This is a genomic window from Aeromonas sp. 2MA4, from assembly GCF_029237305.1.
Lineage (GTDB): Bacteria > Pseudomonadota > Gammaproteobacteria > Enterobacterales > Aeromonadaceae > Aeromonas > Aeromonas salmonicida.
Genome location: NZ_JAACFY010000012.1, coordinates 25,641 through 45,115, shown reverse-complemented (window position 1 = coordinate 45,115; position 19,475 = coordinate 25,641). Strand labels below are relative to the sequence as shown.

At 57.5% G+C, this 19,475-nt stretch carries 19 protein-coding genes and 1 tRNA gene; 12 read left to right on the top strand and 8 right to left on the bottom strand.

Translation table 11 applies throughout. From position 1 onward, the window contains the following. Window position 1: 1 nt before the first annotated feature. From GWQ31_RS13270 to rpoS, 4 genes are read left to right on the top strand one after another with little or no spacing between them, the layout of a single operon-like run. A complete protein-coding gene (locus tag GWQ31_RS13270) occupies window positions 2-619 on the top strand; it encodes a protein-L-isoaspartate(D-aspartate) O-methyltransferase (protein ID WP_005318888.1) in 618 nt (205 codons plus the stop codon). Further along, window positions 616-1,197: a YqaA family protein gene (locus GWQ31_RS13265; RefSeq protein WP_021139210.1), complete on the top strand. Its 582-nt coding sequence runs from the start codon at window positions 616-618 to the stop codon at window positions 1,195-1,197. The genes GWQ31_RS13270 and GWQ31_RS13265 overlap by 4 nt, the downstream gene beginning before the upstream one ends. A 9-nt stretch (window positions 1,198-1,206) precedes the next feature. Further along, on the top strand, window positions 1,207-2,253 hold the full coding sequence (locus GWQ31_RS13260; RefSeq protein ID WP_275909548.1) for a LysM peptidoglycan-binding domain-containing protein: 1,047 nt from the start codon (window positions 1,207-1,209) through the stop codon (window positions 2,251-2,253). Between the two features lie 47 nt (window positions 2,254-2,300). Next, window positions 2,301-3,284 carry an RNA polymerase sigma factor RpoS gene (gene rpoS, locus GWQ31_RS13255; RefSeq protein ID WP_265462549.1) on the top strand — a complete coding sequence of 328 codons (984 nt, stop codon included), beginning with the start codon at window positions 2,301-2,303 and terminating at the stop codon, window positions 3,282-3,284. Between the two features lie 84 nt (window positions 3,285-3,368). Here the strand turns inward: rpoS and tsaD are convergent, their stop codons facing one another. Further along, window positions 3,369-4,382 (bottom strand): tRNA (adenosine(37)-N6)-threonylcarbamoyltransferase complex transferase subunit TsaD, encoded by a 1,014-nt coding sequence (gene tsaD, locus GWQ31_RS13250; protein WP_033136007.1) that lies wholly within the window; start codon window positions 4,380-4,382, stop codon window positions 3,369-3,371. A 179-nt stretch (window positions 4,383-4,561) separates the two neighbouring features. On the opposite strand from tsaD, the gene rpsU reads away from it, so the two are divergent. From rpsU to GWQ31_RS13225, 5 genes are all read left to right on the top strand, one after another. Next, entirely contained in the window at window positions 4,562-4,777 is a 216-nt protein-coding gene (gene rpsU, locus GWQ31_RS13245; protein ID WP_005309452.1) for a 30S ribosomal protein S21, read from the top strand. 15 nt (window positions 4,778-4,792) lie between these two features. Next, window positions 4,793-5,236 (top strand): GatB/YqeY domain-containing protein, encoded by a 444-nt coding sequence (locus GWQ31_RS13240; RefSeq protein WP_219597790.1) that lies wholly within the window; start codon window positions 4,793-4,795, stop codon window positions 5,234-5,236. A gap of 89 nt (window positions 5,237-5,325) precedes the next feature. Further along, on the top strand, window positions 5,326-7,113 hold the full coding sequence (dnaG, locus tag GWQ31_RS13235; protein ID WP_275909547.1) for a DNA primase: 1,788 nt from the start codon (window positions 5,326-5,328) through the stop codon (window positions 7,111-7,113). 213 nt (window positions 7,114-7,326) lie between these two features. After that, window positions 7,327-9,192: an RNA polymerase sigma factor RpoD gene (rpoD, locus tag GWQ31_RS13230; protein WP_081100716.1), complete on the top strand. Its 1,866-nt coding sequence runs from the start codon at window positions 7,327-7,329 to the stop codon at window positions 9,190-9,192. A 193-nt stretch (window positions 9,193-9,385) separates the two neighbouring features. Then, window positions 9,386-9,462, top strand: a tRNA-Ile gene (locus tag GWQ31_RS13225). Between the two features lie 48 nt (window positions 9,463-9,510). On the opposite strand, the gene GWQ31_RS13220 is transcribed toward GWQ31_RS13225, so the two are convergent. The 6 genes from GWQ31_RS13220 to purH all read right to left on the bottom strand — a co-directional run bounded on the left by GWQ31_RS13220 (window position 9,511) and on the right by purH (window position 16,212). Beyond that, a complete protein-coding gene (locus tag GWQ31_RS13220) occupies window positions 9,511-9,981 on the bottom strand; it encodes a tetratricopeptide repeat protein (RefSeq protein WP_265462547.1) in 471 nt (156 codons plus the stop codon). Between the two features lie 190 nt (window positions 9,982-10,171). Further along, on the bottom strand, window positions 10,172-11,545 hold the full coding sequence (locus tag GWQ31_RS13215; protein WP_275909546.1) for an alpha amylase C-terminal domain-containing protein: 1,374 nt from the start codon (window positions 11,543-11,545) through the stop codon (window positions 10,172-10,174). A gap of 446 nt (window positions 11,546-11,991) precedes the next feature. Next, on the bottom strand, window positions 11,992-12,543 hold the full coding sequence (locus GWQ31_RS13210) for a cytochrome b/b6 domain-containing protein (RefSeq protein ID WP_275909545.1): 552 nt from the start codon (window positions 12,541-12,543) through the stop codon (window positions 11,992-11,994). Beyond that, window positions 12,524-12,898: a cytochrome b562 gene (locus tag GWQ31_RS13205; RefSeq protein WP_005318930.1), complete on the bottom strand. Its 375-nt coding sequence runs from the start codon at window positions 12,896-12,898 to the stop codon at window positions 12,524-12,526. The genes GWQ31_RS13210 and GWQ31_RS13205 overlap by 20 nt, the downstream gene beginning before the upstream one ends. A gap of 299 nt (window positions 12,899-13,197) precedes the next feature. Next, window positions 13,198-14,487, bottom strand: coding sequence for a phosphoribosylamine--glycine ligase (gene purD, locus GWQ31_RS13200; RefSeq protein WP_111589073.1), 1,290 nt, complete (start codon window positions 14,485-14,487; stop codon window positions 13,198-13,200). Between the two features lie 117 nt (window positions 14,488-14,604). Next, window positions 14,605-16,212: a bifunctional phosphoribosylaminoimidazolecarboxamide formyltransferase/IMP cyclohydrolase gene (gene purH / locus GWQ31_RS13195; protein WP_265462544.1), complete on the bottom strand. Its 1,608-nt coding sequence runs from the start codon at window positions 16,210-16,212 to the stop codon at window positions 14,605-14,607. Between the two features lie 431 nt (window positions 16,213-16,643). Between purH and zntR the strand changes: the two genes are divergently transcribed. The 3 genes from zntR to GWQ31_RS13180 all read left to right on the top strand — a co-directional run bounded on the left by zntR (window position 16,644) and on the right by GWQ31_RS13180 (window position 18,073). Beyond that, complete coding sequence (gene zntR, locus GWQ31_RS13190; protein WP_059113499.1) at window positions 16,644-17,084, top strand: Zn(2+)-responsive transcriptional regulator; 441 nt, start codon at window positions 16,644-16,646, stop codon at window positions 17,082-17,084. Window positions 17,085-17,165: 81 nt separating this feature from the next. Next, the gene (locus GWQ31_RS13185) at window positions 17,166-17,705 is read left to right on the top strand and encodes a dihydrofolate reductase family protein (protein WP_265462543.1); all 540 of its coding nucleotides are present in this window, start codon (window positions 17,166-17,168) and stop codon (window positions 17,703-17,705) included. A gap of 131 nt (window positions 17,706-17,836) precedes the next feature. Further along, complete coding sequence (locus tag GWQ31_RS13180; RefSeq protein ID WP_265462542.1) at window positions 17,837-18,073, top strand: ribosome alternative rescue factor ArfA; 237 nt, start codon at window positions 17,837-17,839, stop codon at window positions 18,071-18,073. A gap of 225 nt (window positions 18,074-18,298) precedes the next feature. On the opposite strand, the gene hemW is transcribed toward GWQ31_RS13180, so the two are convergent. After that, entirely contained in the window at window positions 18,299-19,444 is a 1,146-nt protein-coding gene (hemW, locus tag GWQ31_RS13175; protein ID WP_275909544.1) for a radical SAM family heme chaperone HemW, read from the bottom strand. Window positions 19,445-19,475: the final 31 nt, after the last annotated feature.

Sequence of the window (19,475 nt, the reverse complement as noted above, 5' to 3'; positions counted from 1 at the left end):
TGTGATAGTACAGCGCCTGTTGAACCAGCTGATCGCACAGGACATTCGTGATTTCCGCGTACTCGCGGCGATTGCGAAAGTACCGCGCCAGCTGTTTGTGGATGAAGCCATGGCCCACAAGGCATGGGATAACACGGCGTTGCCCATCGGCAATGGTCAGACCATCTCCCAGCCTTACATGGTGGCGCGGATGACCGAGCTGCTGATCCAGAATGATCCGGCCCACGTGCTGGAGATTGGTACTGGTTCCGGTTACCAGACCGCCGTGCTGGCACATCTGGTGGAGCACGTCTATACGGTGGAGCGGATCAAGTCGCTGCAGTTCCAGGCCCGGCGCCGACTGCGCCAGCTTGATCTGCACAACGTCTCGGCCAAGCACGGCAACGGCTGGCTGGGGTGGCCCAATAAAGGGCCGTTCGATGCAATTCTGGTGACGGCCGCGGCCAGTGAAGTGCCTACTGCTCTCACCGATCAACTGGCCGATGGTGGCCGTCTGGTGCTGCCGGTAGGTGATAGTCATCAGACCTTGCAGCTAATCGAACGGGCTGGTTCCCAGCTGACCAGCCGGATCCTGGAGCCTGTGCGCTTTGTTCCCCTAATTGATGGAGATGTTGAGTGAAGCTGTTTTCTCGTTTGTATGTGCTGGTGATGCAGTGGGCTCGTCACAGGTATGCCCCTTATTATCTGGCGATCACTGCTTTCATCGAGTCGGTGTTCTGGCCTATTCCGGTTGACGTCATGCTGGCGCCCATGGCGCTGGCCAAGCCGCACAAGGCATGGCACTACGCTACCCTGGCTACGATCTTCTCCGTATTGGGGGCAGTGTTCGGCTATGCGCTTGGCTATGCCCTGTGGGAGCCGCTGGTGCAGCCGTTGGTGGTCTCTGTGGGGTATGAAGGCAAGATTGCCCTGGCACAGCAGTGGTTCGAGCAGTGGGGCATCTGGGTGATTTTTATTGCCAGCTTCACGCCAATCCCCTACAAGGTCTTTACCGTCACGGCGGGCTTGCTGCATATGGCACTGTTGCCCTTCATTGTGACCTCGCTGATCGGCCGTGGCATGCGCTTCTTCCTGGTGGCAGGCCTGATGCGCTGGGGCGGTGAGAAAATGGAGCGCAAGCTGATGCACTATGTGGATGTGCTGGGCTGGCTCTGTATTGGTTTGGCCGTTGCGGCCTATTTCTGGTTTAGTCGTTAAGGATCCACTATGCGTTCGCGTGTCTGGCAAGGAAGCAGTATCGTCGTGTTGTCATGGCTGCTGCTCGCTTGCTCTTCCAGCAAGACTGCTGCTCCGGTACAGGGATTGGGCAATGATCGCCTTGTCTCCACCATACCGGCTCGTCATGGGGCGGCCCAACCTGCTATTCAGGGCAACAGCTACACGGTGAAAAAAGGGGATACCCTCTACTCCATCGCCTTCAATTCGGGTAACGATGTGCCATCACTGGCCAGCCTCAACGGTATCAGCCCTCCCTATAACATCTACCCGGGACAGCAACTCAGGCTCGATGCATCCGGTAGCAATACCCTGACTGCCAATCGCAGCGCCAGCACCTATCAAGTGCGTCGTGGCGACACGTTAAGCAGTATTGGCCGTCAGTTTGGCATGTCGAATCAAACACTTGCACAGCGCAACAACCTGCAGGCACCCTATGGGCTCCATGTTGGTCAGGTGCTGAACGTACAGTCTGCCGCTATGGGGGGTGGCCAGATGGTTGCCGTGACGCGTCCTGTCACACCGCAAAGTAGCGGCCCCAAACCGCTTGCAATGGCACCATCAGGTACGACCACACCATTTATCAAACAGAAAACGATTGCTCAGCCATCTTCAAAAGAATACGCTCAGATAATAGAACAAAAAAACAACAACAAGCCTCAGTCGAGACTTTCTTGGCACTGGCCGACGCAAGGCCGGATAGTTGAGGGTTTCTCCGTTGCCGAACAGGGAAACAAAGGCATAGATATCGCTGGTCAGAAGGGGCAACCCGTCTACGCAGCGAGTGGCGGAAAAGTCGTCTATGCGGGTAGCGCACTAAGGGGTTATGGCAAGCTGATCATCCTCAAGCATGATGATGACTACCTCTCGGCTTATGCTCACAACGACGAGTTGCGAGTGAAGGAAGGGGATAGCGTCAAAGGCGGAGCGGTCATTGCCAACATGGGTAGCACGGACGCGCCGGATGTGCGTTTGCACTTTGAAATCCGGTATCGAGGCAAGTCGATAAACCCGATGAGCTATTTGCCAAAGCGTTAACCCCAGAGAGTTAAGTCTTACTCTGGTTCAGGTCAGGGAGACACACCATGAGCCAAGAACAACTGGTTATGCAGGATGCCGAGTTAGAGTTCGACGAAGAGCTGGAGACCCGTGAGGAGGAAGAGGTTCAGGAAGTAGCCGCTGAAGTTGAAGAGACTATTTCCGATGAACTGATGACTCCGGAAGTCAACAAGGTGATGGATGCTACCCAGCTCTATTTGGGGGAGATTGGCTTCTCCCCCTTGCTCACCGCCGAAGAAGAAGTCTATTACGCTCGTCGTGCGTTGCGAGGCGACAAAGCCGCCCGCAAGCGCATGATTGAATCCAACCTGCGATTGGTGGTCAAGATCGCCCGTCGCTACAACAACCGCGGCCTGGTGCTGCTGGATCTCATCGAAGAGGGCAACCTTGGCCTCATCCGCGCGGTAGAGAAGTTCGACCCGGAACGCGGCTTTCGTTTTTCCACCTATGCCACTTGGTGGATCCGCCAGACTATAGAGCGGGCCATCATGAACCAGACCCGCACCATCCGTCTGCCTATTCATGTGGTCAAAGAGCTGAACGTTTATCTGCGTACTGCTCGTGAACTCTCCCATCGTCTCGATCATGAACCGACTGCAGAGGACATCGCCTTTGCACTGGATCGCTCGGTAGACGACGTAAATCGTATGCTCAAGCTCAACGAGAAGATCACCTCGGTGGATACCCCCATCGGTGGCGATCGTGACAAGGCGCTGCTGGATGTGCTCTCTGACGAACGTGGCATGGGGCCCGAGCTGGAGTCGCAGGATGACGACATGCGTGCCAGCATAGTGCACTGGCTGGAAGAGCTTAATCCCAAGCAGCGCGAAGTACTGGCACGTCGTTTCGGTCTGCTCGGTTATGAACCAGCCACGCTGGAAGATGTAGGATCCGAGATAGGCTTGACCCGGGAGCGGGTACGCCAGATCCAGGTGGAAGGACTGCGTCGCTTGCGGGAGATCCTGCTGGGGCAGGGGCTCTCCATTGAGGCGCTGTTTCGTACCAATTAGTTAGTACCAAGGCAGTCTGATACTGCTGACAGAAATACAGAAGGGGCCATGGGCCCCTTCTTCATTGCAACTGGATCCGCAGGATCATACCGGATCCAGAGTGTCCAGTGGCCAGCGTGGCACTGCTTTGACCGCCAGCGGCTCGAACACACCTGCCTTCAGGCGCTGCATGCCGGCATAGGCGATCATGGCACCGTTATCGGTGCAATACTCTGTGCGCGGATAGAACACCTCACCCTTGAGGCTCTCCATGAGCTCGGCCAGCTGGGCACGCAGGTGACGGTTGGCACTGACGCCACCGGCCACCACCAGCCGTTTTAGGCCGGTCTCTTTCAGAGCGCGGCGGCACTTGATGGCCAGGGTATCGACCACCGCATCTTCAAACGCACGGGCGATATCGGCGCGGGTCTGCTCATCATCACCGTTAGCGGCTATGGTGTTGGCGGCAAAGGTCTTGAGACCGGAAAAGCTCATGTCGAGCCCCGGGCGGTCAGTCATGGGACGGGGGAAGTGGAAACGTCCGGTGGTCCCCTTTTCTGCCAGCCTGGAAAGCAGTGGGCCACCCGGATAGTCCAGGCCCATCAGCTTGGCAGTCTTGTCAAAGGCTTCGCCAGCAGCATCGTCGATGGATTCACCCAACAGTTGATAGCTGCCGATACCGTCGACCCGCACCAGCATGGAGTGACCACCGGAAACCAGCAGCGCCACGAAGGGAAACTCGGGGGCTCTCTCTTCCAGCATGGGGGCCAGCAGATGCCCTTCCATATGATGCACGGCGATGGCCGGTTTGTTCCACGCCATGGCCAGCGAGCGGCCTATGGTAGCCCCCACCAGAATGGCGCCAACCAGACCCGGCCCTGCTGTATACGCGATGCCGTCGATGTCATCTTTACCCAGTCCCGCCTCTTGCAATGCGGCCTGGATCAAGGGGATCGTCTTGCGAACGTGATCCCGGCTGGCGAGCTCGGGGACGACCCCACCGTAGTCCGCATGCAGCTTGACCTGGCTGTACAACTGATGGGAAAGGATCCCTTTTTGATCGTCGAAGATCGCGATCCCGGTTTCGTCACAGGATGTCTCTATGCCCAATACACGCATTGCTAAAAAATTTCACTGCTAAAATGAGACGGCTATGGTAACCTTCGCGGGTTTTTTAAACCAGAGCGATCTCTGCGGGTTTACTTTCATTCCCTGTCCAGAGTATAATTTCGCACCATTTTAAGACATGCTGATCGACTGATGGTCAGCTAACAATATATCACTGAGGTGAAAGGCACATGCCAGTAATCAAAGTCCGTGAAAATGAGCCGTTTGACGTTGCTCTGCGTCGCTTCAAGCGTTCTTGCGAAAAGGCCGGTATCCTGTCTGAAGTTCGTAGCCGTGAGTTCTACGAGAAGCCGACTACCATTCGTAAGCGCGCCAAAGCGTCTGCTGTAAAGCGTCACGCCAAGAAGCTGTCTCGCGAAAACGCACGTCGTATCCGCCTGTACTAATCAGGAGAGAATGCCGTGTCTCTGAAGGATCAACTCAAGGATCAACAAAAACTTGCCATGCTTGCCAGAGATAAGGCTCGCTTGGGGGCGATCCGTTTGTTGATGGCAGAAATCAAGCAACGTGAAGTTGATTCCCGTATCGAGCTCAATGATGAGGATATCCTCGCTGTCGTGACCAAAATGGTCAAACAGCGCCGCGATTCCATCAGCCAATTTGAAGCTGCCGGTCGCCAGGATCTCGCCGACAAAGAGTCCGCCGAGATCGTTGTGCTGCAGGAATTCCTACCACAACAGCTGACCGCAGAGGAAATTGCCGCACTGATTGAGCAAGCCATCACTGAAAGTGGTGCTGCCGTCATGGCTGATATGGGCAAGGTCATGGCTGTCTTGAAGCCGAAAATTCAGGGGCGTGCCGATGTTGGCGCCGTCAGTGCTCAGGTGAAAACCCGCTTGGCGTAACAGGCAACTCTCTTGTTTGGTCGAAGAAGCCGTGCTTCCCTGGGAATGCGCGGCTTTTTTTATTTTCTACGCAGTGAAACAGGACGGTTATGGCAGGCAGGATCCCACAATCCTTTATCGATGATCTGCTCGTACGCACAGACATAGTCGAGCTGATCGACTCGCGAGTGCGGCTGAAAAAAGCCGGTAAGAACTACCAGGCTTGCTGCCCTTTTCATAACGAAAAAAGCCCTTCTTTTACCGTCAGCCAGGAGAAACAGTTTTATCACTGCTTCGGCTGTGGCGCCCACGGCAATGCTATCGGCTTTGTCATGGAGTACGACGGTCTCGAATTCCCCGATGCCATTGAAGAGCTCGCCAGCATGCATGGCATGCAGGTGCCTCACGAGCAGAGTATTGGCGGCTCGAGCAATAGCCAACCGGCCGTCAGCAAGGATCTCTATGAGCTGATGAACCAGATCGCCCGTTTCTACGAGAGCAACCTGAAGAGTGCCCCCCTGGCGGTGGAATACTTGAAGGGGCGCGGCCTGACTGGTGAAGTGGTCAAGCGTTTCAATATTGGTTATGCCCCTGCAGATTGGGATCAGGTGAGACGCCGTTTTGGCGCCAGCCGCGATCACGAGCAGTTGCTCGTCTCGGGTGGCATGTTGATCACTCGTGACAGCGGTGCCGGCAGCTATGATCGTTTCCGCGATCGCATCATGTTCCCGATCCGGGACAAGCGCGGCCGAGTCATAGGTTTTGGTGGCCGGGTACTGGGTGATGGCACGCCCAAGTACCTCAACTCGCCGGAAACCCCGATCTTCCACAAGGGGCGAGAGCTGTTCGGCCTCTACGAGGTAAAGCAGGCCCACAAGGATCCTAGCCGGATCCTGGTAGTCGAAGGCTACATGGATGTGGTGGCGCTCGGTCAATACGACATCGATTATGCCGTTGCTGCCTTGGGAACAGCCACCACAACTGACCATATCCACACCCTGTTTCGCACCACGGCAGAGGTGGTTTGCTGCTACGACGGTGACAATGCCGGTCGTGAAGCGGCCTGGCGAGCGCTGGATAATGCACTGTCCCATCTGCAGGATGGACGTGAACTCAAGTTCGTGTTCCTACCCGATGGAGAAGATCCGGATTCGCTGGTGCGTCAGATTGGCAAGGAAGGTTTTGAGGCCTTGCTGGATCAAGCTCAACCCTTCGCCGACTTCATGTTCGAGCGTCTGGGGCGGGATGCTGCCCTCTCCGGTGAGGCGGGCAAGTTCGAGGTGGCCAACAAGGCTGCCGAGCTTATTCGCCGCGTACCGGAAGGGTTTACCCGCGAAGGGTTGATCACCCGCCTCTCCAGCATGATGCGCTGGGGGGAGAATAAACAACGTATTGCCGAATTGTTCGCCCGCAATAGCCAGCCGAAGGCAGAACTCACCAAACCCAAAGCTGCCAAGCTGACACCATTGCGCCGAGCACTGGCGCTGATGGTGCAGTATCCGTCGGTCACCGCCGAACTGCCGGCCATGCCTGAGCTGGCTGGATTGCGGGTGCAAGGCATCAGGTTTCTGCTGCAGCTGCATCAGCAGATCCTGGCGCAATCCGGCATTACTACCGGTATCTTGCTGGAACACTGGCGCGGCACCAAAGAAGGCGAGATCCTGGCCCAGTTGGCTATGCACGACTTGTTTGAAGAGGTAAAGCTCGACCAAGAGCCGGATATTCTGGGAGAATTGCAGGATACCTTCGTCGGCTTTATCAACCAGTTTCTGAAGCAACGAATTGAAGAATTGCAGGCCAAGGTGGCTCAGGAAGGGCTAAGCTCTGAGGAAACACAGGAGCTGATGATGCTGATCAGAGAAGTGCAGATTGAGAAAAGAAATGAGAGTGGGGCTTGATAATTGAGTGATTAGTCCCAATATAAATAGCGTTGCCCGAATCGACGGGATTAAAAGCAAACACTTTATGACCGCCTGGCCCCGACAATACTGCGGGCAGGGGTTTCTCACGACCGACGCCGCAACCAGACATAGCATGTCTGGCGGTTTTCTATTAGAATTGGCTATTTGCGCAGCAGCGCACTGTACGCGCAACTTAGCATCACCAACCGGATGAGTTCTATGGAGCAAACCCCGCAGTCTCAGCTTAAACTCCTCGTTGCCAAAGGTAAAGAACAGGGCTACCTGACCTATGCCGAGGTGAACGATCACCTCCCGCAAGACATTGTCGACTCTGACCAGATCGAAGACATCATCCAGATGATCAACGACATGGGTATTCAGGTGGTTGAAAACGCCCCGGATGCCGATGACCTTATCATGGCTGAAGGTGGTACCGCCGATGAGGACGCTGCCGAAGCAGCTGCCCAGGCACTGGCATCTGTTGAATCTGAGATTGGTCGAACGACCGATCCCGTCCGCATGTACATGCGGGAAATGGGTACCGTCGAACTGCTGACCCGCGAAGGCGAAATCGACATCGCCAAGCGGATCGAAGACGGTATCAACCAGGTACAAAGCTCCGTTGCAGAGTACCCGGAAGCGATTACCTATCTGCTCGAGCAGTATGATAAATACGAAGCCGAACAGCTGCGTCTGTCCGACATCATCTCAGGTTTTATCGATCCCAACGAGGCCGATGATGTAGCACCGACTGCTACCCATATCGGTTCCGAACTCGGCGAAGACGATTTGGCCGACGAAGATGAAGACGAAGACGAAGATGAAGACGACGATGGTGACAGCTCGGATGACGAAGGTGACGGTGGTCCTGATCCGGAAGTTGCTCGCGAGAAGTTTGGTGATCTGCGTGCCCAGTATGAGGTAACTCGCCTCTCCATTCAGAAGAATGGTCGTGCTCACGAAGATACCCAGGCTGCGATTGCCCAGCTGGCCGATGTGTTCCGTCAATTCCGCCTGATGCCCAAGCAGTTCGATCGCCTGGTCAACAACATGCGCGAAATGATGGAGCGCGTCCGTGTGCAGGAACGCATCATCATGAAGCTCTGCGTTGAGCAGGCCAAAATGCCGAAGAAAACCTTCGTTGCGGCCTTCACCAACAATGAGTGTGAAACTGCCTGGTTTGAATACCAGAAACAGGCTGGCAAGGCTTGGTCTCCACGTCTGCTTGAGATGGACGAAGAAGTACTGCGTTCCATCGGCAAACTGCAGCAGATTGAAGAAGAGACGGGGCTGTCCATCGCCCAGATCAAGGACATCAACCGTCGCATGAGCATTGGTGAGGCTAAGGCCCGCCGTGCGAAGAAAGAGATGGTTGAGGCCAACTTGCGTCTGGTTATCTCTATCGCCAAGAAGTACACCAACCGCGGTCTGCAGTTCCTGGATCTGATCCAGGAAGGCAACATAGGTTTGATGAAAGCGGTAGACAAGTTTGAATACCGTCGCGGCTACAAGTTCTCGACCTATGCCACCTGGTGGATCCGTCAGGCCATTACCCGCTCCATCGCGGATCAGGCCCGTACTATCCGTATCCCGGTGCACATGATCGAGACCATCAACAAGCTCAACCGTATCTCCCGTCAGATGCTGCAGGAGATGGGTCGTGAACCGAACCCGGAAGAGCTGGCCATGCGCATGGGCATGCCGGAAGACAAGATCCGCAAGGTACTGAAAATTGCCAAAGAGCCCATCTCCATGGAGACGCCCATTGGTGATGATGAAGATTCCCACCTGGGCGACTTCATCGAAGATAATACGCTTGCTTTGCCAGCTGACGCTGCGACCAGCGAGAGTCTGCGCAACGCTACCCGCGAAGTGCTGGCCGGTCTGACCGCACGCGAAGCCAAGGTGCTGCGGATGCGTTTCGGGATCGACATGAACACTGACCACACCCTTGAGGAAGTGGGTAAACAGTTCGACGTTACCCGCGAGCGTATTCGCCAGATCGAAGCCAAGGCACTGCGCAAACTGCGTCATCCGAGCCGCTCGGAAGTGCTGCGCAGCTTCCTGGACGAATAGTCCCTAGGTATCTGCTCGAGTTGCCGTCTCAAAAGCCCCGCCATGCGGGGCTTTGTTTTATGCGGGTTTCACGAAGAGGCCGGGGGAACAGATATATTGATAGCCGAGTGGACAAAATGTCGCCAAGTGATTGATCTGCCTATGGACTGACTAGCAGACATCCCCTATAATCCACGCCGCAAACCAACATTCTGGCCCCTTAGCTCAGTTGGTTAGAGCAGTCGACTCATAATCGATTGGTCGCCCGTTCAAGTCGGGCAGGGGCCACCAAATCCAGACAACGCCGCTCATTATGAGCGGCGTTGTCGTTTCTGGCGCTTACCATCGCCGATCCAGATCCGTGGCGTAGAGTGCCATGGCGCGTCGATAAGGGATCAGATCGGGAGCGGTTGTCGTCTCTGCCAGCACCGCCAGCAGGCTCTCCATTCCCTCCTTGTGGCGCCCCAGGTTGTAGCAAACCATGGCGTGAAATATCTTGAACTCATTGGCATTCGGGAAGCAGGCCAGACCCTGCTCGAAGGCCGTCAGCGCCTCCAGGTACTGTCCTGTGGTGCGATAAGAGCTGCCAAGGCCGAGCCAGGCTCCGCGCAGCGCCTCACCCGCCAGCCCCAGTACGATGGCCCGTTGATAGAGGGGGATCGCTTGTGCCTCTCGCCCCAGGTTATCGTGCAGGCCAGCCACTTCATAATGCAGCTTGGCGTCTTGCGGACGCTCTGCGAGCTGAAGCAGGCCGTGTTGACGAGCCTCTTCGATCCGTCCCTCGGCTTTCAGATTTTGTAGCTGTTCCATATGGGCTCCTGCATGGGAATGTCGACTCAGTATGCCTGCGAGTCGGCGACCGGGAAATGACAGAGGGCGCGCTATCGTGTGGGGGCAAGGGGCAGTTGAGATGGCCCCACATGAGCAGGGCCTCCTGCCCGGATGGGAAGGAGGCCCTGCTGGTTGGTTGCAACTTGAAAGCGTCGCAACCCCTCGGGGTTTACTGGGCGTTCAGGCTGTAGGTCAGGGTTTGATCGTTGAAGCGGACCACATAGGCTCCCACCACCGGGGTAGTGATGTCTGCACCGGTCAGCTCGGCGACGCCATCCTTGTTGGTATCCCCGTAGTTCTGGCTCCAGTCACCCTTTACATCGAACTTGAAGCGCTGGTTGGTCTGGCCATCGAAGGTGACTCGTGCTTCCCACTGATTGTCGGCGACCAGGGTCATGGCAAGAACACCCCAGCCGTTCGGGGTACCGCGAAAGTGCAGGGTCGGCAGCTCGCTGGTGTAGGCGCCACTGCCGTCGGTCACGTTCACTGTCGCGCTGGCACTGGCTGTCAGCCCTTCTGTATCGGTGACAGTGACTGTCACTGTGCGGGAACCCAGGGTATCGAACTGGACAGTCTCTGTCTTGCCGCTGCCACCGGTGGACCAGCTGTAACTCGCAACACCGGCATCATCGGTGGAGCCTGAGGCGTCAAACACCAGGTTCTCACCCAGCTTGACGCTGGGGTTTTTGGGCGAGATGACGGCAACTGGCGCCAGGTTATTGTTCAACGCAGTGACCGTGTAGCTGAGATCGCTCTCCTTGAGGGCGATGCGATACTGGCCTGCACCATCGAAGTAGATATCCTTGCTGCTGCCCTTGTCGGCAATGCCGTCTCCTTCGTTGTCACCGTAGTTCTCGGTCCAGTTGCCAAACACATCGAACTTGAAGCTCTGTGCACCGCTGGTGTCACCGGCGCCGGTGAAGTTGACGATGGCCGACCAGATGCGGTTGGCGTCCACCTGCATTGCCGTGTTGCCCCAGGCATTATGGGTACCGCGCAGGTTCAGGCTACTGAATCGGTTACCCGGAATGACGCCACCGCAAGGGGCTGCCTTGGTACAGCCGGCCAGGATGGCGGCGGCCTTCATGCCGACGAGGTTCAGGCTGGCCTTGCCGCTGCCGTCGACCTTGATGTAGGTGCTGCTGCAGTAATCATTGCCACTCAGGATGTTGCAGTACTCGCCAGCGGGCAGTCCGGTCTGGATCGAGGCTATCAGGTTGCCGCTTTCGTTGTTGATGGCGACGAAACCTTTGTCACCCCGACCGAAGGCAATCTGGTTGTTGCCGTTATCCCACCAGTTGTTGACCGGCAGATCCTTGGTCTGGTTGTGGAACATGGCCATGTTCATGATCTGTGGACGGCGTTGTTCACAGTTCCACTGGGTATCGGAGCAAGGTGTGCTGCCAGGGGCGCCCTTGTCGGTTTCGTAGGTACCCATGTTCTCGAAGCGATATCCCGACATTACCTGTTTCCAGCCATAGGGCCAGGCCATCATGAAGACGTTGGCCAGCTCATAGCGGGCACCGTTCATGAAAGTGAGCATGCCGCCGCCACCGTGACCGCGCTCGCGGTGGCGGCGGCAGTGTGGCTGAATGAACTCAGCACCGCAGTGAGCATGGCAGTTCGAAACAGTGTGTTGTGCATGACGATTTTCCCTTCGATTTTGCTGTTATTGATGTATCACTGTCTGAATGTCGAACGGACAACGAACAATCCTCGTTCGGCTCAGTAGCATCAATAAAATCGATCTGGTTGAAAATCAAACAATTTTATTTAGTTAATAATTGTGAATGAAAATGCTTTCATGCCTGTTTGAACGGTTATCGATGACAAGGTATGAGGCTTTCCAGCGTTGGAATCATCCGGTATCGACGCTGGCGTTAAGCAGGGGAAGGATGACTGGGTATGCAGGTTCGAGTATGCCGATGCAGCATGGCCGCATCTAAATGGTGTCGGGATACGGGCACCCGGGGAGGATGCCCGTCTGGGTCAAGAGTGCGGCTCTTGCCGGACTGTTGCGGTCCGCTGGCGCATCGGCAACATGCGAGCCACCAGGTTGCTGCGCTGACGCCAGGAGGTGAACGCCAGGGCCGTCAGGTGCAGAGCAATCAGCCCCTGCAGCACCCAGGTACACCAGACGTGCCAGTCATCGGCACCCAGCTCAAACCCCGTCTCCGTGTTCTGGAACCAGCCGCTACCTGCGGTGGCCAGTACGGTCAGCCAGAGCGCCCATACCGCCAGTTTGCCGCTGCCATGATGACCGGGGGCGGCCGGAGCACGTTCCCGCAGCTCCACGGCCTGCTGGCGAAAATCTTCCCGGCTCGGGATCAGGGATCGCAACCGGGCATGCTCTTTGGCGAACGAGAGTCCCCACAGCAGGCGCAGGACAATCAGTGCCATGGCTGCGAACCCCAGCCATTCATGCCACTCCTCCCCGGCTTCGTTGAGCCAGAGATTGCCGACACAGGCAGCCGCCACACCCCAATGGGTGAGGCGGACCAGACTATCCCAGTGAAAGGGATCAGCCTTTTTGCTTGGCATATTTGTGGTACTCCTTCTTCAGGTCATTGACCTTGGCCAGGTGCTCGCGCGCCTTGGCCTCGTCACCTGCCTTGAGGGCGGCCAGGCTGGCATCCAGCTCGCTCTGCACCTCGTTCATGCCTTCCAGGAACTTCTCTTTCTTGGCGGTTGGCATGTTCTTCTGCTTGGCGACGTCGAGCTGAGCCTTCATCTCGTTGATGTGCTTCTCCATGGTGGCTGCATCGTCAGCTTTGACAGCCTGCTTGTAGTTGAAGCCGATCTTCTTCATCGGCTGTTCCAGATCACCCGCCATGGCAGGCAGGGTCATCAGGCCAAACATCAGGGGCAGCAACAGGGGGCGAACAGTTTTCAACATGGAATTTCCTTATTGGACGACATTGCGGTTTCTTATGGCACTCTTTTGAGTACGGTTAATTTAACATGATGCCATGAAGATTGGGCAATTGTATGAAGAAAGTACGACCAATTGTGACCAAGTGTGTCCATTGTGCTGATCACATGTAGCACGCCGAATGACACCAGGTTTGTCAGGTGATGGACGTTGGCGAGGGGAGGAATAGTGACATCACAATCCCGTTGCTGGTAATCGGGCGGTGCCGTACAGCAAAAAGGGCCCGCAGGCCCTGATGATCATGATGGTGGCGAAGGCGGGAATTACTGTTCCCGCTCGCGCTCTATGGCACGCCAGCCGATGTCCTTGCGGTAGAAGATGCCATCCCACTTGATGCGACCAGCCAGCTGATAGGCGCGTTGCTGCGCCTCGGCAACCGTGTAGCCCAGCGCGGTGGCGCACAGCACGCGGCCACCCTGGGTCAGGCTGGTATCCCCTTCCAGTCGGGTCCCAGCATGGAACACCTTCTCACCGGCCACTTCATCCACCGGCAAGCCGCTGATGGGGTGATTGCTGCTGTAGTCACCAGGATATCCACCCGCAGCCAGCACAACACCGATGGCGGCGCGAGGATCATAGATGGCCTCTTTCTGATCCAGCTTGCCTTCGCAGGCGGCCAGGCAGAGCTCCACCAGATCGGACTGCATCCGCAGCATGATGGGCTGGGTCTCGGGGTCGCCGAAGCGGCAGTTGAACTCGATCACCTTGGGGTTGCCCTGGTCATCGATCATCAAGCCGGCGTAGAGGAAGCCGGTGTAGACATTGCCTTCGGCCGCCATGCCACGCACGGTTGGCATGATCACCTGCTCCATCACCTTCTTGTGCACCGCATCGGTGACCACGGGGGCGGGGGAGTAAGCGCCCATGCCGCCGGTGTTGGGGCCAGTGTCGCCATCGCCGACCCGCTTGTGATCCTGACTGGTGGCCATGGGCAGCACATGTTCGCCATCCACCATGACGATGAAGCTCGCTTCTTCCCCGTCCAGAAACTCTTCGATCACCACACGGGCACCGGCATCGCCGAATGCATTGCCGGAGAGCATGTCACGCACGGCGTCTTCCGCTTCTTGCAGGGTCATGGCGACGATCACGCCCTTGCCTGCCGCCAGACCATCGGCCTTGATGACGATGGGAGCCCCCTTTTCACGCAGATAGGCGAGCGCAGGTTCCACCTCGGTGAAGTTCTGGTAGTCGGCGGTCGGAATGGCGTGACGAGCCAGGAAATCCTTGGTGAAGGCCTTGGAGCCTTCCAGCTGGGCGGCGGCGGCGGTTGGGCCAAAGATGGGCTGACCGGCGGCGCGGAAGGCGTCGACCACCCCCTTCACCAGCGGGGCTTCAGGCCCGACTATGGTGAGACCGACCTGTTTCTCTTTGGCAAAGGCCAGCAGCCCCTCGATGTCGGTCGCCTCGATGGCGACGTTCTCGACGCCAGGTTCCAGCTGGGTGCCCGCATTGCCAGGTGCGACGAAGACGTGGTGCACCAGTGGAGAGTGTTTGGCCTTCCAGGCCAGGGCGTGTTCACGACCGCCGTTGCCAATGATCAGTACTTTCATCGTATCGCTCGCTTCTATTTGTGGTAACCGGCTCGGCCCGCAGATGGCGCATCGCCGGTTGAAAATAGTCAGTTGAAAAGAGACAACAAAAGGGTCGCCAGCGGCGACCCAGACCCATCAGTGACGGAAATGGCGCATGTTGGTGAACACCATTGTCATGCCATGTTCGTCGGCGGCGTCGATCACTTCCTGATCGCGCATCGAGCCACCTGGCTGGATGACGCAGGCGATACCGGCGGCCGCTGCGGCATCGATGCCGTCACGGAACGGGAAGAAGGCATCGGACGCCATGACGGAGCCCGCTACTGTCAGCCCTTCATCCTCGGCTTTGATACCGGCGATCTTGGCGGAGTAGACCCGGCTCATCTGGCCGGCGCCGACGCCTATGGTCTGGCCCTCTTTGGCGTAGACGATGGCGTTGGATTTGACGAACTTGGCCACTTTCCAGCAGAACAGCAGATCTTTCAGTTCGGCTTCGGTTGGCTGGCGCTTGCTGACCACTTTCAGGTCGCCCTGGGTCACCATGCCGAGATCCCGCTCTTGTACCAGCAGGCCGCCGTTGACCCGTTTGAGGTCAAACCCCTGGGCCGGTGCAGTCCACTGGCCACACTCGAGCAGACGAACGTTCTGCTTGGCGGCGACCACATCGCGAGCCTCCTGGCTCACGCTCGGGGCAATGATCACTTCCACGAACTGGCGCGCGACTATGGCGGCGGCGGTGGCCCCATCCAGTTCGCGGTTGAAGGCGATGATGCCGCCAAAGGCGGAAGTGGGGTCGGTCTGGTAGGCGCGATCGTAGGCAGTCAGCAGGTCATCGCCGATGGCCACGCCGCAGGGGTTGGCGTGCTTGACGATAACGCAGGCGGGCTCACTGAACTCTTTCACGCACTCCAGCGCCGCGTCGGTATCGGCGATGTTGTTGTAGGAGAGCGCCTTGCCCTGCAACTGTTGGCTGCTTGCGACAGAACCCGGGGTGGCATGCTCCTCGGCATAGAAGGCGGCAGCCTGATGGCTGTTCTCGCCGTAGCGCATGTCCTGCTTCTTGATGAACTGGCTGTTGAAGGTGCGCGGGAAACGGGACTCGGCATCACCCTCCTTGTTGTCGCCATAAGAGGGCACCCCATAACTAGGAACAAGGGTACCGAAGTAGTTGGCGATCATGCCGTCGTAGGCGGCAGTGTGCTCGAAGGCGGCGATGGCAAGGTCAAAACGGGTAGCCAGTTTCAGGCTGTTGCCGTTGGCATCCATCTCGGCGATCACGCGTGCGTAGTCGGCTGCCTTGACCACGATTGCCACGTCTTTGTGGTTCTTGGCGGCGGAGCGCACCATGGTCGGGCCGCCGATGTCGATGTTTTCGACTGCATCGGCCAGGGTACAACCGGCTTTGGCCACGGTAGCGGCAAAGGGGTAGAGGTTGACGACAACCATGTCGATGGGGGAGATATTGTGCTGGGCCATGATGGCGTCATCCTGATCCCGACGGCCGAGAATGCCGCCATGAACCTTGGGATGCAGGGTCTTGACCCGACCATCCATCATTTCAGGGAAACCCGTGTAGTCGGAGACCTCGGTCACCGGCAGACCCGCGTCGCCGAGCAGCTTGGCGGTGCCGCCAGTGGAGAGCAGGGCCACGCCACGTTCGTTGAGTGCCTTGGCAAATTCCAGGATGCCAGTCTTGTCAGACACACTCAGCAGTGCACGGCGAATGGGTCGAGCTTGTTCCATCACACTATCGTCCTCAGCATGCGGGAACTTCTATGGCAGGCAAGCGCACTGGGTCGCACCAAACACAGAGAGTCCCCAAATAAATGTAAGTGGGGGATTTCGCAAACCACTCTCGCCTGAAAGACCCGTTTCTGGCAAAAGCGTTTTAGGAAATGCCCGCTTGACGCGACGCTCTCTTGTGGGCGCGTATTCTACACAAAAAATGTGACCTGTGGTGGATTTTTTAAAGTGACAAAGCCTTGTCTGGTGCGGTGTTAAACGTTTTCTGGTTGTTTTTTGTGAAACGTTTGTCTTTTCAGTGTTTTGATGAAAAAAAGCGGCGGACTCACCTTTTGCTTGCCCCTTTCCTGCCCTTGGCTGGCAATCAAGGGGCAAAGGGGCGATAGTAGGTTCCGGTTTTTTCGAGTGGCAAACCAGAAGGGAGACAGGGCATGTATCGGATCGGTGAACTGGCCAAGGCGTGCGGGGTAAAGGCGGATACCCTGCGCTTTTACGAGAAGAACGGCCTCATCTCGCCGGGGATCCGCAACGAGTCCGGCTACCGCCTCTACGGCGAGCAGGACAGGCGGCGACTGGAGTTCATCATTCGTGCCAAGTCGGTGGGCTTCTCCCTTGCCGACATAGGTGAGCTGCTCGATCTCGACACCCACAAGGCCAAGGTGACCTGTCAGGAGGTGAAGGCGGTGGCCGACACCAAGCTGGCCCAGGTGGAGCAGAAAATCGTGGAGCTGACCCGCTTTCGCGAAAACCTGCGCGAGCTCTCTAACATCTGCTGCGGCGGTCCGCGCTCGGCGGAGCACTGTGCCATCCTGGAGGTGCTCGAATCCGGCGCTCCCGCCCAGCATGAGCATCATGCCCACGCTCATGAATAAACCCATTGACCCGACAGCGGTTGCTGGTGGCGAGCATCCAGATAGCGCCGTATCAGCCGTTTGCGCACAGAGGCAAACATCATGATGACAAGACCCGAAGTCACCGTCTTCCTGGCTATTTCCCTTGATGGCTTCATCGCGGGGGAGGCCCACTCGCTCGACTGGTTGACGCCTTATTCTTCCGATCCCCCCGATGAAACCGGGTTCAATGCGCTGATGGAACACAGCGATACGCTGCTGATGGGGCGCAATACCTATGATGCCATCATGGGGTTCGGCGTCTGGCCCTATGACGGATTGAGAGTCAGGGTGATGACGCATAATCCCGTCGAGCCTCGCTATCAGGAACAATTTGTCAGTGGTGAACTGAGGCAGGTACTGGCCGGGCTGTGGGATGAAGGGGCCCGTCATGTCTATCTGGATGGCGGCAACCTGGTGCGCCAGGCTCTGCAGGCCGGCCTGGTCGATACGCTGACCCTGTCCAGCGTCCCGGTGCTGCTTGGCAAAGGCATTCCGCTGTTCGGGGCTGATATCCCGGTGAGTCATTGGCATCCAGCTCAGGTGAAGACGCTGCCAAGCGGGATTGTTCAGGTGAGTTACCAGCGAGAGCAAAAGGGCTGAGCAGTTTGCCAGGATGCCATTGTGACGGCGGCGATTTGGTGACAAAATCGCTGCGTTTTTGACCTGGGCCACAGGGCCTGCAGAGAAAACCGCCATCCAGCCAATAACGAGAGAGAAGAGAAGGAGCCACTATGGCCAAGAGAAGGGTTGATGAGCCCGTCATCGTGCAGGATATCGTCGCTCAGGCAGGCTATGCCCACAGGCGCGGGGAGATAAAGGATAACCACTTGCAAGCCCTGCTCACGGATCCGCTGTTTCGCAGCCGGGTCGAGCAAAACAAGAAGGGCAAGGGGAGTTACCAGCGCAAGGCCAAATATGGCAAGCGGTGGGAGCCCGGCCAACAGCAGATGAGCCGCATCTGCTGCTGAGCGGGTTTCTGCCATCGGCAGGATTCAAAACAATCAGGGCGCCAATGGCGCCCTGATTGTTTTATGGAGAAAACGGCTCGCCAATACTTGGCTCACGACCTGTCGCGAGAAACGGTCAACAAGGTGAAGAGCAGCGCAGGAACCGGAGCGTATAGGCATACGTGAGGATTCCGAGCAGCGCATGAGCCTTGATCACGGTTTCGCAGCAAGATCGTGAACAAGTTTTTACTCGTCCATAAAGAGTTCCAGCAGCACATTCAGGTAGCGATGGCCGAGGGCGGTGAGCTGCCAGCAATCCCCCAGGTCTTCGATCAGCTCCTTGGTCTGGGCAATCGCGAGCATAGTCTCCACCCGCTCCAGGCCCAAGCCGGTGTAAGCCTCGAACTCCGCCTTGGGGGCCGGCTCGAATAATCTGAACCGGTTCATGAAGTACTCCAGCGGCAGTTCGTCCTCGGTCACCTGCCACTGCTTGTCCAGGTAGGGGCGGGCGGGATCCAGATAGCCTTTCGGGTGCTTCACCTTGGCGCTGCGCAGTATCTGGCCGCTGGCAAGGTCCGTCATCTTGCCGTGGGCGCCGCAACCTATCCCGAGATAATCGCCGAAGCGCCAGTAGTTGAGGTTGTGACGGCACTGGTAGCCCGCTTTGGCATAGGCCGAGATCTCGTACTGCTGATAGCCCCGGGCGGTGAGCATGGCGTGTCCCTGCTCGTAGATGTCCCACAGAGTGTCATCCTCCGGCAGCCGTGGCGGCTTGGAGGCAAAGGCCGTGTTCGGCTCTATGGTGAGCTGATACCAGGAGAGATGCGGCGGCGCGCAGTCGATGGCCTGCTGCAGATCATAGAGGGCGTCGTCCAGGCTCTGATCCGGCAGGCCGTGCATCAGGTCCAGGTTGAAGGTGGGAAGCGCGATGGCGTGGGCCAGCGCTGCGGCCTTGCGAGCCTCTTCGGGGCCGTGGATGCGACCGAGCCGGGTCAATTTTTCTTGCTGGAAGCTCTGCACCCCGATGGAGATGCGGTTGATGCCTGCCTGCTTGAAGCCGGCGAACTTGTCCGCCTCCACAGTGCCCGGGTTGGCCTCCATGGTGATCTCGCAATCCGGCGTCAGGGGGATGCGGGCGCGCACCCCGTCCAGCAGGGTCTGCATGGCCTCTACAGTCAGCAGGCTGGGGGTGCCACCGCCGATAAAGATGGAGGAGAGCGGACGCCCCTGGGCCCACCTCAGATCCAGATCCAGATCCTCCAGCAGAGCGGCCACATACTCGAGGTGGGGCAGCTCCCCTTTCTGGGCGTGGGAGTTGAAGTCGCAGTAGGGGCACTTCTGGACGCACCAGGGCACATGGATATAGAGGGAGAGGGGCGGCAGTTGCAGCATGGGGCTTCCAATAATCAAAAATAAAAACGGG